Below are 13,456 nucleotides of genomic sequence, written 5' to 3'. Positions count from 1 at the left end.
ATGAATTCTGATCAACACCCCGGCGACGAAGCCGTCGGCAGCGAGGCGTCGCTGGACGATCGCCACGCCGCCAAGATGGCGAAAAAGAAGGTCGCCCGGGACAAGATCATGGCGACCAAGAGCGGTGAAAAGGGGCTGATCATCGTTCATACCGGCGCGGGGAAGGGAAAATCCTCCTCCGCCTTCGGCATGATCGTCCGCTGCGTGGCGCACGGCTTTCCCTGCGCGGTCGTGCAGTTCATCAAGGGCGCCTGGGACACCGGCGAGCGCCGCCTGCTCACCGGGCATTTCGGCGATCTCTGTCAATTCCATGCCATGGGCGAAGGCTTCACCTGGGAAACACAAGATCGCGCCCGCGACGTCGCCGCGGCGCAAGCCGGCTGGGAAAAGGCTAAGCAACTGATCTCCGATCCGGCCTTGCGCATGGTCGTGCTCGACGAGATCAACATCGCGCTTCGTTACGATTACCTGGCGGTCTCCGACGTCGTCGCGTTTCTGACGACATCGAAGCCGCCGATGACCCACGTCGTGCTCACCGGGCGCAATGCCAAGGAGGGGTTGATCGAGATAGCCGACCTCGTCACCGAGATGACACTCGTGAAGCATCCCTTCCGGTCCGGCATCAAGGCCCAGCCGGGCGTCGAATTCTAGCGGAAGCCGAGCAGGCAAACGCCATGGCGCGCGCATTGATGATCCAGGGAGCAGGCTCGGACGTGGGCAAATCGCTCATCGTCGCGGGACTGGCGCGCGCCGCCAGGCGACGCGGCCTGCGCGTGCTGCCGTTCAAACCGCAAAACATGTCGAACAATGCCGCTGTGACCGTCGACGGCGGCGAGATCGGACGTGCGCGGGCGTTGCAGGCGCTGGCCGCTGGCGTCGAACCGCACACCGACATGAATCCGGTGCTGTTGAAGCCGGAGACCGATGTCGGCGCGCAGATCATCGTGCAGGGAAAGCGTGTGGCGACCGCGCGCGCGCGCGAATATACCGCGATGAAGCCCTCGTTGATGGGCGCGGTGCTGGAGAGTTTCGAACGGCTGAAGGATCGCGCCGATCTCGTGCTGGTCGAAGGGGCCGGCAGCCCGGCCGAAGTCAACTTGCGCAAATCCGATATCGCCAATATGGGCTTTGCGCGCCGGGCCAACGTCCCCGTCGTGCTGATCGGCGATATCGACCGTGGCGGCGTGATTGCGCAACTGGTCGGCATCAAGACGGTCATCGATCCCGAGGATGCCGCGATGATCCAGGGCTTCGTCATCAACAAATTCCGCGGCGACCCGACGCTGTTCGACGATGGCTACCGGTTGATCGAAACCCGTACCGCTTGGCGTGGGTTCGGGGTGCTGCCCTGGTTCGCCCGCGCCGGCGAGCTTCCAGCCGAAGACGCGCTCGGGCTCGGTGAGGCGCGCAAGCCCGGCCAATGCAAGATCGCCTTTCTTGCGCTGTCGCGGATCGCGAATTTCGACGATCTCGATCCGCTGAAGCTTGAACCCGGTGTCGATCTCGTGATGGTGCGCCCCGGGGAAGCCATCCCGGGCGATGCCAGGCTCGTCATCCTGCCCGGCACGAAATCGACGCGCGGCGACCTCGCGTTTCTGCGCGCCCAAGGCTGGGATATCGATCTTCTGGCGCATTGCCGCCGTGGCGGTCACGTGTTGGGCGTTTGTGGCGGATACCAGATGCTCGGACGCAGCGTGGCCGATCCCGATGGAATCGAAGGGACCGCCGGCGAAACGCCCGGTCTCGGACTGCTTGACGTCGCGACCGTCATGACCGAGCAGAAAACGCTCACGCGGGTGACGGCCGTCCATGCCGCCACGGATCAATCGATCAGCGCCTACGAAATCCATATCGGGCATACCGACGGCCCCGATCGGGCACGCCCGTTTGCGTCGGTTGGCGGAACGCCGGAGGGCGCTGTCTCCGGCGATGGACGCATCCTGGGCAGCTATCTGCATGGACTGTTCGCGTCCGACAGCTTCCGCAAGGCATTCCTCGCGCAACTCGATATTCCCGTCGCGGACCAACCGTACGGTGCAAGGGTGGAAGGCGCGCTCGAGGCGCTCGCCGATCACATCGAAGCTCATCTCGATGTCGCGGGGATGCTGGCGCTCGCTCGTTGATCGTCAGCGCGACAGCACGACGGCGAGCCGCGACCATTCCGTTTCGCTGCCGGGCAAACCCAGGCGGAGCCATCCCGGTCGTTGCTCGAAGACGCGCGACCAGATATGGTCACGCGCAAGCATCTTCTGCGCGACCAGCGCATCGCCGGTCTCGTAAAGCCGGAACAGCGGCGTGCCGCCGACCAGTGTCCAGCCTTGCGGTCGCACTTCCTCATCGAGCCTGAGACTGTCGTGCGCCAGGCGTGTCGATGTCGCCTTTGCCCAGGCCTTGTCGCGCAACGCCCGCCGCCCGATGGCAATCGCGGCACTCGACACCGGCCAGGGACCCGCCATTGCTGCAAGCGCGGCGATCTCGCGCTCGCCGCAGATCGCAAAACCGAGTCGCAGGCCGGCAAGCCCGTAAAACTTTCCGAACGAACGCAAGATCAAAAGCCCCGGCCGTGCCGCCTCAGGCGCCAGCGAGAGATCAGGAACAGGGTCGGCAAAGCTCTCATCAATCACCAGCCGGCCGACGCGCGGCAGGAGCGCCAGCAGATCGCTCGGATCGTGGCGCCTGCCGTCGGGATTGTTGGGATTGGCGACCACCGCAAGATCAGCGCCCGCGAGCGCCCCGAGATCGGAAACTTCGGTAACGTCCCAGGCGGAGGCCGATAGAGCCGCAGCGTATTCGTTGTAGGTGGGCGCAAGGATGCGCGCCCGGCCGCGAGAGGACAAATGCGGCAGCGCTTGGATGGCCGCTTGGGCGCCCCCCATCGCGATGATCGGCGCATCGGTGGCGTAGGCGTGCCGCGCCGCGTCATGAAGCGACTCGATGTCGGATCGCGAAGGCAGAGCCTTCCAGATTCCCGGTTCGACATCGACGGATGGATAAGGCAGCCGATTGATCCCGGTCGACAGGTCGATCCAGTCCTCCGCACGGCCGCCGAAGCGCCGCTGAGCGACATCGAGATTGCCACCGTGCTCACGCATCTGCCGTTCCCTCACACGACGGCCAGGATCGCAAGCGCCACAGCCAACAGCATCATGGCGCGACGATAGAGCTTTAATCCCCGGCGGATATCGGCGGCATCGGGATCGCGCGCGCTTTCGTTCAGCCAAGGCTCATTCGCAACGCTTCCGTGATAAATCCGGGGACCACTGAACCGCACGCCGAGCCCACCGGCCATCGCCGCTTCCGGCCAGCCCGCGTTCGGAGAACGGTGGCGGTTTGCATCTCGCAGCATGCACGACCACGCCTGCAACGGCTGGGGAGAGAGCAGCACGAAAAGAAATCCGTTCAAGCGCGCCGGGATAAGATTGGCAAGATCGTCGATGCGGGCGGCAACCCATCCAAAGGCTTCGTGCCGCTCCGTGCGATGACCGATCATCGAGTCGAGCGTATTGATCGCCTTGTAGCCGACAATTCCCGGCAGCCCGAACAGGGCGCCCCAGAACACCGGTGCCACGACGCCATCGGACGCATTCTCGGCCAGGCTCTCGATGGTCGCGCGCGCAATGCCGGCACTATCGAGCGTGGCGGGGTCGCGTCCGACGATGTGCGCGACCGCCAGACGTGCGCCGGCGAGATCGCCGGACTCCAGGGGATCCGCGACCGCCGCGACGTGATCATCGAGCGAACGCAAGGCAACCAGCGGCCACGCCAGAATTCCCACCAGGATGACGCGGGTCCATCCCGAGGCCAGCACGAGCTGAACGGCCCAACCGAGCGTGGCCGCCAGCGCAATCACCAGGATAGCTGCCGCAACGCCGGCCGCGCGACGGAATGCGGCCGTGTCAGACGTCCGGTTGCAGGTGGTATCGACGACGTTGATGACCCAGCCGAGCCAGGTCACGGGATGGCCGACACGCGCAAACAGCCAGGCCGGCCAACCGATCAGGGCATCCACCGCCATCGCCACCGCCATCGCTCCCGCAAAGCCCACGCTTTGTCTCCCGCCTCGATCTCTCCTGATGCGCAAGACCCCGGCCGAGCGCAAGCCCCGCGCGGCTGATTTCAGCTTTGTCTTTCATCGCGATTGGTGATTACTGCTGGGCCGACAGGAGATCATGATGGCCGCGATTTTGGTAACGGGCGGAGCTCGATCGGGAAAGAGCCACCGCGCCGAACTCCGCGCGCGCGCCTTTCCGGGTCAGCCCGTCTATATTGCCACGGCCGAGGCGCTCGACGCGGAAATGGACGAACGTATCGCCAGGCACCGCGCGCGGCGGGGAAGCGACTGGATCGAACGGGAAGTGCCGCTCGACCTCGTCGAGGCACTGAGCAAGACCGACGGCGGCGGCGCGAGGCTCGTCGATTGCCTGACGCTCTGGCTGTCAAACCTGCTTCATGCCGAGCGAGACTGGTCGCAGGAGGTTACACGCCTGGCCGAAGCGCTGGCCCGCCAGCGCAGCCCGGTGATCCTGGTCACCAACGAGGTCGGCCTCGGCATCGTGCCCGACAATGCGTTGGCGCGGCTATTTCGCGACGCCGCCGGACTCATGAACCAGACTATTGCCGGCGTCGCAGACGAGGTGGAATTCGTGGTGGCCGGCCTGCCGATGAAGCTTAAATGACGTGCTGCATCAACCGCCTTGCAGGTACCATGGCGGCCCCCCTCCTCCAGACGGGACGACGATCCTGATGGTCTCATTCGACGATACGTTTCGCCGTCAACTCCACGAGCTGTTCGTGTGGCGTCGCGACGTGCGTCGCTTTCGATCGGACCCGCTGCCGGGCGGCACCATCGAACGGCTGATCGAGATCGCCTGCCTTTCGCCATCCGTCGGCCTCAGTCAGCCGTGGAGGTTCGTCATCGTCGAGGACAGCGCGAGACGCCGCGCCGTGATCGAGGATTTCAGGGCATGCAATGCCGAGGCCCTGCAATCCTATTCGGGCGAACGCGCGGCAAAATATGCGGCTCTCAAGCTATCAGGCCTCGAGGAAGCACCGGGCCACCTGGCCGTATTCGCGGAAAAGACCGAAATCATCGGCGCCGGTCTCGGGCGCGCAACGATGCCCGAAACCACCGAATATTCCGTCGTAGCCGCGATCTGCTCGATGTGGCTCGCCGCTCGCGCGGAAGGCATCGGGCTGGGCTGGGTATCGATCCTGAATCCAGCTTGCATCGACAAAATTCTCGCCGTGCCGGAGTCCTGGAAATTCATAGGCTATCTGTGCATCGGTTACCCCGAGGCAGAGCTTGACCGACCCGAGCTCGAGCAGGCCAGGTGGGAATCACGACGGGGTTCGGGTGAATTCACAATCCGACGCTAGCGGAGCGACGCACGGTCCCGACTGGAACGGTGACGCTCGCTGGCGCGCCGATATCGCGTTCTCCGTATTGCCGGATTTTTCCTCGCCCTCAGCGCCGCGATCTTTTTGATCTTCGGGCAGTAAGAAGGCCGCCTCAGTTGGCGGCCTCGATTAACAAATGTTAGATTCCAAGAAACCAGATGGGCTTACCGGCAAAGAATCAATAGCTAACGGCGGGCGCATAGCGCGTGGCTGCTTGATTGCCCGGATAGGTCCCTCACCTTCAAGCAGTGAGAAGCTGCGACTAGATCTTGCCCCCAAGACCCAGTCGGAGAAAACCTACCACTGGGTTGGCGGCTGGGGCCGTTTTTCGATAGCCTTCGATCTGACGCGAAAGGATCCGCATTGAAGCAAGCGAAAGCTGAAGCGTGACGAGTAACTGATCAGCCGAGCCGTAAGTTTCCGGCCGACTCCTTGCCGCGATCGGCGACAATCTCGTAACTCACCTTGGCGCCCTCAGCGAGCGAACTGAAACCGGCTTTCTCAACTGCGGAGATATGGACGAACACGTCCTTGCCGCCGCCATCCGGTTGTATAAATCCAAAGCCCTTGGTCGCGTTAAACCACTTCACAGTACCTGTCGCCACGGTTGTCGTCTCCCAAACATTTGTGGACTTCTATCCCATGGCAATTGATGATCGAAAGCAAGAAAAACCCTCCGGCGGGGCTTCGGGGAGGACTGGCGTGGGATCGCGTTATTGGATCGCCGTCTTGATCGGCTCAACGATCGGCGGCTTCGTTCCCGCGCTGTGGGGCGGCGAGCTGCTGTCCTACGCTGGAGTCCTGTTCAGCGCCGTCGGAGCGGCAGTCGGATTATGGATTGCCGACAGAACGAGGTAGTCAGCCCCACCGCAAAGTTTGTGTTTGATCAAGGCCGGCCGGCGTGAATCGGCGGGCCCTTGGTTTCAAAGTTTGGCAATCTGGCTTCGAGGGCTCTAGCGTGATCGATCATTCGCCAAAGTCCGCGGTGCGCCCCCTAGGGGCAGCTCTACATCCCCGCTAGGGATCAAAACCGGCCGGTACCCAACAGGGGTTACTGGCCAATTTCCGACCGCAGTAGCCTAGCTTAAAATTAGCAGTGGCTTAATCTGATTTTGAGAGCGGCCCGTCTTCGCTCTGCGGTGGCGGGGCTTCGATGGTCGCTATCCGCTTCCTGCCCGGCGCCGTCATTCACAGCCGCCCCTGCAAGCTCACAACCTAGCCGAGCCGGATCAGCAGTGTTTCGTGGTCAATCGGAATGATAGGCGTGTGGCCGTTGGGCCGCGCATCGCCCACCATAAGCATACTTAGCGCTGCTCTTCGCATATGCCTGAACTCGAGCTGCTTTTCGGGACCGATCCAAACATGTCCGTCGTACGTCTTGCTAAATCCGAATTGTTTGACCTTAAGTCTGCGCTGTTGGAGCCCGCTTGTCATTGTCCGGCCCTTCAACACTCAAAGCGGCTGGTGAGGGTCAGCCTGATCAAAACACGGGCCGCACGACCAGCTATAAAGCCCTCCAGAACAGCAAGATCATGATTAAATAGGCCGCGACCAGCAAACTGGCGCCCCGTAGGTGCACAAGGGTTCGTCCGGGCTTCGGGGGTGTTAGCCACCAGCTGAGCCGGTTGGCGGTCCACGGCACCAGATACGAGGTAAGGATGACGCTGAACGCGTTGCCAATGAACAGTGCAGCCGGGAAATTCAGGTTTAGTGCCCTTGTCAGAATTGGAGTGCCCACCAATAGGCCCCACAGGAATACGACCGGATAGAGCGTCAGAAGGACGATCATGTTCATCTTCCACGCTGCGGGCGCCGGCGCACCCTCAGGCGTGGCGTCGCGAAACCATTGCTCGAAACCGCTTTGCGCTATTCGCGCGTGGAATTCAGCCGTCAGCGGTGCGGCTTCGTCGAGCAGCTGACGTCGTTGCGGTGACTCAAGCCAAGTCCGCAGATTGGTCTCGCTGTCGAAACGCAAGATCGCGACAAAGTCCTCCTGCACGCCCGGCACAGACGGTTCGAAGCGATAGCCCTGCAACCCCGCTGCCTTCGACTGCACCGCGGCGACCTTCTGCTCCCATTTCAGGTATTCAGCCTCCATGCCGGGCTTTACCCGCGTGCTCATCACTGCGGAGACCGGCGCCGTGCGCGCGGCACTGGCATCGTCGCGCACGATGTGAACGTCGTCGCGCCCCACAAGCATTGGGGTGGCCCCTTCGATGCGGGACTGCCGTTCGGACGAGCCCAGCCATCGCTTGGCATCTTCCAGGCTGGCGAAGCGCTGCAGGATCACCCAATCGACCTGCAGCGGCGGGTTGGGCGGCATCAGTCGCTGCTCGATGAACCCTGGGAAACTGGAGATCACCGTGCTGGTTTCGCCCTGCCATCGTGCGAACGCGTCGGCGCTTTCTGGCCGAACGCATGTTTGCGTGACGATGCTGACGCTGGTCGCAGCATCGCTCATTTAGCGGCAGCGAGTTTCGCGAAAAGACGATCGGGGGTGAATGGCAGATGGGCAAAACGCACACCAGTGGCATTGGCCAACGCATTCGAGACGGCCGGCGCCACCGGATTGATGCCGCACTCCCCCTGGGACTTCGCACCAAGAGGCCCGATCAGGTCGATCGTGTCGGCAAAGAAGATGTCGGTATGCGGCGTATCGGCAAAGGTGGGGATGCGGCAGTTGCGCAGCTGCGGATTGACCATGTGACCTTCGTCGTCATGCACCATGTTCTCGACCAACGCCCAGCCATAGCCCATTGCAACGGCGCCATCGAGCTGGCCGCGGCACTGCATCGGGTTAATCGGCCGGCCGATATCGGCCGCATGCACGCTGTGCAGCACACGGATTTCGCCGGTCACGCGATGCACGGCAAGTCGCACCCCTTGGACGTTGAAGGCGATCGTGCGCGGCGAGAGATAGGCCCGACGGCTGACCGAGAAGCGATGGTCGACCTTCGCACCCTCGGCATGCAGCTCACGCAGCAAAATCCGCTGGTTGCCGCAGATGACCGCGTCGTTGTCGAGGCGGCATTGGTCGATTGCGACGCCGGTGTAGCGACTGGCAAAGCCGATTATATCATCTGACATGGCTTGGGCAGCCAAGTGAACCGCCTTGCCTCCGACCACGACGCCCGTGCTCGCAAAGGTGCCGGTGTCATAGGGTGTGCGATCGGTATCGGCGTTGATGATGTCGATGTCATCAGCGCGCGTGCCCATCATCGATGCCGCGATCTGCTTGTGCGCCGTGGTGATGCCGTTGCCCATTTCGGTCGAGCCGCAGGCGAGATGGTAGGTGCCGTCCGGCAGCAGGCGCATCTCGGCGCCCGAGCGATGCTCGGTCGGGGGCCCGCATTCCAGCATGGCCAATGCAACACCCCGGCCCTCCGCCCATTCCGCACCTTCGGGCTTCGTGACGCCATTGCCCTTCTGCAGCTCCCGCTCGACGATATCAAGGCATTCACCGATACCGTAGCTGCCGTAGCTGGCGTCGCTTGGCTCCTTCCAGATCGATTCGATGTTATCGCCTGGCCGCACCACATTCTTGCGCCGCATCTCGAACGGGTCGATGTCGAGCAGTCTTGCCAGCTCGTCGATCGCACATTCTACGGCGAAGGTGGTCTGCGAGGCGCCATAGCCGCGAAACCCGCCGCCCGGTGTCATGTTGGTGTAGACGGCGTGGCCGATGCCCTTCTTGTTCGCGCAGCGATAGGTCGCGATCGGGCTCGCCATCGCGGCTGCCAACGTTTCGCCGCCATGGCCGCCATAGGCGCCGGTGTTGGAGAACACCTCCACGTCGAGCGCCGTCAGCGTGCCGTCCTTGCGCGCGCCAATCTTCACTCTGGTGGTCATCTGGTGCCGCGTCGTGGCGCCGATGAATTCTTCCTCGCGGCTCCATTCCCACTTCACCGGGCGACCCAGTTTCATCGTGGCGAACAGCACAAGATCTTCCGAAACCAATTCCTGTTTGCCGCCGAAACCTCCCCCGACGCGCTCGGTGAACACATGCAGGTCGCGTGGCGGAATCCCCATGATGTAGGCGAGCTTTTGCCGCGCGGCGAACGGCGCCTGCGAGCTCGTGCGGATATGCCAGCGGTCATCCTCACCCTTCCAGGCGATCGATCCATGCGTCTCGAGGTGCACATGCTGCACGCGGGTGGTCGAGTAGGTCTGCTCGTGCAGCACATCGGCTTCCTTGAAGCCCTTGGCGACATCACCGATTTCACCCTGCAACGTGCAGAAGATGTTGTTACTGGCTGTCACCAAGTCCTTGTCATGCAGCAGCGGTGCACCGGGTTGCACCGCCAATACCGGATCGAATACGGCCGGCAGGATCTCGTACTCCACGTGCAGTGCCCGGCAGCCGGCCTCGGCCGCCGCCTCCGTCTCCGCCACCACGGCTGCGATCCGCTGGCCCACGAAGCGCGCGACGTTGTCGAGCAGCGTGATGTCATCAGGGTCGACGAGATGGTCCTCGTGCAACGCCGAACTGAACAGACGCTTCGGCACATCTTCCCAGGCATAGATTGCGACGACGCTAGGCACGGCGAGCGCCGCGCTTCGGTCGATAGAGACAATGCGCGCATGGGCATGCGGCGAGCGCAGAACCTTCAAGTGCAGCAGCCCCTCGATCGCCAGATCCATCGTGTAGCGCGCTTTGCCGGTCACGATGGCGTCGGTGAACGGATTGGGCAGGCTGGCGCCGAGTGCCTTGCCGGCCTCGTCCGGTTCGATGTTGCATGTGCCAAGCAGCGCGTCATTGATCGACCGATAGCCGGTGCAGCGGCAGAGGTTGCCCTTCAGCGCGTGCGGCAGATCGGTCTTCTGCGCGTCGGTCAGTGTCACCGCCGTCATGATCATGCCGGCGGTGCAATACCCGCATTGGAAGGCCTGCGCATCGTGAAACGCCTTCTGCATCGGATGCAGTTCGCCGTTTGTGGCTAGCCCCTCGATCGTGGTGATCTCGCGACCTTCGGCTCGGAACGCCGGCACCAGGCAGGAATGGAAGGGCTGGCCGTCGATATGCACAGTGCAGGCGCCGCAATCACCGGCGTCACAGCCCTTCTTGACGCCGAACACATCGAGATCGCGCAAAAAGGTGCGCAAGCACTGGCCGGCCGTCGGCTCGGCCGCGTAGCGACGGCCATTGACATGGTAATGGGTCAAGCGAGCTCCGTGCGGATCTGTTCGGCAAGATATTGCGTGACGTGGCGTTTGTACGGAGCCGATCCGTGCACGTCGTCGAAATACGCTTCCGCCGGCAATCGAGCGTCGAGGGCATAGCGTAGTTCTACAGCCGATGGGCAGGTGGCGAAGCGCAACTGCACCGGCCGCAGCGTGGCCGCCGAGACAGTCAGCAGGAAATCCGCGCCATCATCACCCACCGTGGCGATGATAAGGGCGGCCGAGCGTCCGAATTTGGTCAGCGACACCTGTCGCATGGCGGAGCGTTTGGACAAAGCCGCCACGGGCAAATGGATCTTGCGCAGCAGTTCGCCCTTCTGCAGCACGTTCTGGTGGTTGCCGGTTACGAAATCGACGACCGACACCTCGCGCGGTTCGCCGTTGCGCGGCCACAGCGTGCAGACGCCTTCAAGTGCCGCAGTCAGCGAGATCATCGCCCCAGCGGGCAGCGACATGCAGACGTTGCCGCCGATGGTCGCGGCATTCCAAATCTTGAACGACATCAGGAACGAGTCGATGCATTTCCGGAACAGTGCAACCGCGCGCCATCCAGGCTGGCCTTCGAAGTCGTGCAGCTCCACGACCCGACAGGTCGCGGCGATGTCGAGGCCCGCTTCCGTCGCCATCAGCGGCGCCCAGCCCAGGCCCTCGAGATCGATCAGCGTGTCGACGGCCACCTGTGGCTCGGAGAACAACCAAGTACCGCCGGCCAGCCACGAATAACCATCACGCCAGCCATCGACGTCGTCAACGGATGCCGGCCGCTTTACTTCAGCTATCGTGGTCAAATTCATAATCGTCCCCGCTCAGGACTTGTAGACTTCAACAGTCTGCATCATGCCCATTTCCTCATGGTTCATCATGTGGCAATGGACCATGTAGACACCGGTAAAATCGAGAAAGCGTGAGCGGAACACGACCCGGCCACCCTTGCGCTCCACGATCACAGAATCGCGCCATTCCGGCACGGCCAGCGCCTTGCCGTTGACCGACACGACCTGGAACGGATTGGTGTGTATATGAAAGACGTGGTCGTCGTGCTCATGCGTGTTGATGATCGTCCACTCCTCGACCGCACCGAGCTTGACCCGTTGATCGATGCGGTTGGGATTAAACTTCTTGCCATCGATGAAGAAGCCGAATTCCTGCCAATGGCCGGCAGCATCTGCCTCCGGCGCGGTTGCCGAAAAGGTCACCATACGACGGTTGGTGATTTCGGATTCCTTGATGGTTTGCAGTGGCGGGGGCGGCAATTCGCCCGGCAGCCTCATGTCCATCGGCGCGCCTGACACCACTACCCTCGCCAGTGGGCCGACCGGCGAGGGGTGCCCCTGATCGTAAGGTGCCGCGCTCAAGGCATAGGTGCCGGCGGAGCCCGCCTGCACCAGCAGATCAGCGCGCTGGCCCGGAGCGATCAGAAGCTGCTTGAGAGGCTGCATGGCCCCGAGTTGAATGCCGTCATAGGCGACGGCATGCAGGTCATGCTTCTCCAGATCGAGCAGCATGTCGTCCTGATAGGCCGCATTGAGGATACGCCAGCGCTGCACCTCGCCTGGACGCATCTCGATCATCGGCCGACGCTGTCCGTTGATCGCCAGGAAGCGTGTCGCCGTTTCCGGAAAGAGCGTCTCGAAATCCTCGACCATGCCATTAGCGTCGTAGACCACCTGAGTCAGCACCAGCAGGCGCTCGCGGGCGGATGCTATCTGCGGCACATCGGCGAAATCGCCTTCGATGACGACGGCGCCCACCATGCCGCTCGACATCTGGATATCGGCGCTGCCGTGGTGGTGGGGGTGATACCAGTAGGTCCCCTTGGTGTGGTCCTCCGGCAGCTTGATCTCGATGTCGTAGGTATGGCCAGGGGCCATCGAGCGCATGACGTTGTCGGCAACGCCGCTTGGGCTCGCGTGCGATCCATGGAAGTGGAAATTGGTGTTGTTGAACTGATGCGGCTGACTGATGTCGGCGGGAAGCCAGTCCCGGTTCGGCGGCAGATCATTGATCAGCTTGATGCGCAACGTGTCGCCGGGCTTCATGCGCAAGGTAGGCCCTGGGCTGCCGCCTTCATAAGACCGAACATAGAGCCTGACACCGCCGATCTGCCGGTAGGCGTACCCTACCCGCAAGGTCGTGCTAAGCACGCCATTGACGGAGCGCCGCACCTCGGGCTCGACAAGCGGCTGATCCACGGCGGGCGCCGGCTTGTCTGGTACCATGCCCATCGTGGGAGACATGTCCATGGGGGAGGACATGTCCATAGTGCTCTGCATGGGGTCTGCGGCCCTGACGGCCCCCGCGGTCAGCAAAAACGCGCCGATCCCGATGCTGCCATCAAGCAGTTGGCGTCGTGACAATTTCTTCATGCTCGTCGCGATGGCGACGGCATCATTCTCTTCTGGTCCTGCTGCATTTAAATTCCACGCTGCCCACAATTGATTCGTCTCCAATATACGCCTTTAGTAAATTCGACATGAAAGAATCCCGTCGAAAAAAACTGGTTGCAAAAGTAATTGGTGGACCTGATTCAACGCCACTGCATTTGCTGCACTCACAATCAACGCTCCTTGAGCCCTTCGATCTCCTGGTAGAACGGAGCATTCGTTCGAAGGAGCGCAATCGCGTAGATTTGCGTAGTACGCTTCGATAAGCGCGGCCGGAGACGCACACTCCGCCTGCTGTTCCAGCAACGGTGTGGGTATGATCTTCCCCCGGGAAAATGGACAGGTTTAGGCGGCTTTTAGCTCCATTTCGATCGGGGGGATATATCCACGGCGGAATGGACCCTTGTTCGGTTGTACAACGACGTTTGAGAACGCCCACAGGACCGTTCTTCGCGAGGTTCTTTATCGGCATCATCCCTGGTTTGGTCGCCGAG

General features: G+C 62.4%; 13 protein-coding genes. 6 read left to right on the top strand and 7 right to left on the bottom strand.

Annotated features, from left to right (window positions below):
• Together cobO and ACP2YO_RS03820 are read left to right on the top strand one after the other, a co-directional pair.
• Positions 1–651 (top strand): cob(I)yrinic acid a,c-diamide adenosyltransferase, encoded by a 651-nt coding sequence (gene cobO, locus ACP2YO_RS03825; protein ID WP_426439208.1) that lies wholly within the window; start codon positions 1–3, stop codon positions 649–651.
• Between the two features lie 23 nt (positions 652–674).
• Positions 675–2,123, top strand: a complete 1,449-nt coding sequence (locus tag ACP2YO_RS03820; RefSeq protein WP_426439206.1) for a cobyric acid synthase — start codon at positions 675–677, stop codon at positions 2,121–2,123.
• A gap of 3 nt (positions 2,124–2,126) precedes the next feature.
• On the opposite strand, the gene cobD is transcribed toward ACP2YO_RS03820, so the two are convergent.
• The gene (gene cobD / locus ACP2YO_RS03815) at positions 2,127–3,092 is read right to left on the bottom strand and encodes a threonine-phosphate decarboxylase CobD (protein WP_426439204.1); all 966 of its coding nucleotides are present in this window, start codon (positions 3,090–3,092) and stop codon (positions 2,127–2,129) included.
• A gap of 11 nt (positions 3,093–3,103) precedes the next feature.
• Positions 3,104–4,045: an adenosylcobinamide-phosphate synthase CbiB gene (cbiB, locus tag ACP2YO_RS03810; RefSeq protein WP_426439202.1), complete on the bottom strand. Its 942-nt coding sequence runs from the start codon at positions 4,043–4,045 to the stop codon at positions 3,104–3,106.
• 127 nt (positions 4,046–4,172) lie between these two features.
• Here cbiB and cobU point away from each other — a divergent pair, with 127 nt between their 5' ends.
• Entirely contained in the window at positions 4,173–4,676 is a 504-nt protein-coding gene (gene cobU / locus ACP2YO_RS03805; protein WP_426439200.1) for a bifunctional adenosylcobinamide kinase/adenosylcobinamide-phosphate guanylyltransferase, read from the top strand.
• A 67-nt stretch (positions 4,677–4,743) separates the two neighbouring features.
• Positions 4,744–5,376: a 5,6-dimethylbenzimidazole synthase gene (bluB, locus tag ACP2YO_RS03800; RefSeq protein ID WP_426439198.1), complete on the top strand. Its 633-nt coding sequence runs from the start codon at positions 4,744–4,746 to the stop codon at positions 5,374–5,376.
• 422 nt (positions 5,377–5,798) lie between these two features.
• Here the strand turns inward: bluB and ACP2YO_RS03795 are convergent, their stop codons facing one another.
• Positions 5,799–6,002: a cold-shock protein gene (locus ACP2YO_RS03795; RefSeq protein WP_426439196.1), complete on the bottom strand. Its 204-nt coding sequence runs from the start codon at positions 6,000–6,002 to the stop codon at positions 5,799–5,801.
• Between the two features lie 97 nt (positions 6,003–6,099).
• On the opposite strand from ACP2YO_RS03795, the gene ACP2YO_RS03790 reads away from it, so the two are divergent.
• Positions 6,100–6,255 (top strand): hypothetical protein, encoded by a 156-nt coding sequence (locus ACP2YO_RS03790; protein ID WP_426439194.1) that lies wholly within the window; start codon positions 6,100–6,102, stop codon positions 6,253–6,255.
• A 646-nt stretch (positions 6,256–6,901) separates the two neighbouring features.
• Here the strand turns inward: ACP2YO_RS03790 and ACP2YO_RS03785 are convergent.
• Genes ACP2YO_RS03785 through ACP2YO_RS03770 form a run of 4 tightly spaced genes read right to left on the bottom strand, consistent with a single transcriptional unit; the run spans position 6,902 to position 12,821 of the window.
• A complete protein-coding gene (locus ACP2YO_RS03785; RefSeq protein ID WP_426439192.1) occupies positions 6,902–7,858 on the bottom strand; it encodes an antibiotic biosynthesis monooxygenase in 957 nt (318 codons plus the stop codon).
• Positions 7,855–10,560 carry a molybdopterin-dependent oxidoreductase gene (locus ACP2YO_RS03780; RefSeq protein WP_426439190.1) on the bottom strand — a complete coding sequence of 902 codons (2,706 nt, stop codon included), beginning with the start codon at positions 10,558–10,560 and terminating at the stop codon, positions 7,855–7,857. Before ACP2YO_RS03780 ends, ACP2YO_RS03785 begins: the two co-directional genes overlap by 4 nt.
• A complete protein-coding gene (locus ACP2YO_RS03775; RefSeq protein ID WP_426439188.1) occupies positions 10,557–11,372 on the bottom strand; it encodes an FAD binding domain-containing protein in 816 nt (271 codons plus the stop codon). Before ACP2YO_RS03775 ends, ACP2YO_RS03780 begins: the two co-directional genes overlap by 4 nt.
• 12 nt (positions 11,373–11,384) lie before the next feature.
• Positions 11,385–12,821, bottom strand: coding sequence for a multicopper oxidase family protein (locus ACP2YO_RS03770; protein ID WP_426439186.1), 1,437 nt, complete (start codon positions 12,819–12,821; stop codon positions 11,385–11,387).
• Here ACP2YO_RS03770 and ACP2YO_RS03765 point away from each other — a divergent pair.
• A complete protein-coding gene (locus tag ACP2YO_RS03765; protein WP_426439184.1) occupies positions 12,820–13,017 on the top strand; it encodes a hypothetical protein in 198 nt (65 codons plus the stop codon). The two genes, ACP2YO_RS03770 and ACP2YO_RS03765, sit on opposite strands and share 2 nt — an antisense overlap.
• Positions 13,018–13,456 lie beyond the last annotated feature (439 nt).

It is taken from the genome of Bradyrhizobium genosp. P (genome assembly GCF_049949265.1).
Lineage (GTDB): Bacteria > Pseudomonadota > Alphaproteobacteria > Rhizobiales > Xanthobacteraceae > Bradyrhizobium.
Note: the sequence above shows the minus strand (reverse complement) of the source record. Positions and strands in the feature narration are given on the sequence as shown.

Excerpts from the sequence above, each read along its gene's own strand:
- ACP2YO_RS03770 (WP_426439186.1), bottom strand. The coding sequence starts at position 12,821 with ATGGACATGTCTCCCACGATGGGCATGGTACCAGACAAGCCGGCGCCC.
- bluB (WP_426439198.1), top strand. The coding sequence starts at position 4,744 with ATGGTCTCATTCGACGATACGTTTCGCCGTCAACTCCACGAGCTGTTC.
- ACP2YO_RS03820 (WP_426439206.1), top strand. The coding sequence starts at position 675 with ATGGCGCGCGCATTGATGATCCAGGGAGCAGGCTCGGACGTGGGCAAA.
- ACP2YO_RS03765 (WP_426439184.1), top strand. The coding sequence starts at position 12,820 with ATGGGGGAGGACATGTCCATAGTGCTCTGCATGGGGTCTGCGGCCCTG.
- cobO (WP_426439208.1), top strand. The coding sequence starts at position 1 with ATGAATTCTGATCAACACCCCGGCGACGAAGCCGTCGGCAGCGAGGCG.
- cobD (WP_426439204.1), bottom strand. The coding sequence starts at position 3,092 with ATGCGTGAGCACGGTGGCAATCTCGATGTCGCTCAGCGGCGCTTCGGC.
- cobU (WP_426439200.1), top strand. The coding sequence starts at position 4,173 with ATGGCCGCGATTTTGGTAACGGGCGGAGCTCGATCGGGAAAGAGCCAC.
- ACP2YO_RS03775 (WP_426439188.1), bottom strand. The coding sequence starts at position 11,372 with ATGAATTTGACCACGATAGCTGAAGTAAAGCGGCCGGCATCCGTTGAC.
- ACP2YO_RS03785 (WP_426439192.1), bottom strand. The coding sequence starts at position 7,858 with ATGAGCGATGCTGCGACCAGCGTCAGCATCGTCACGCAAACATGCGTT.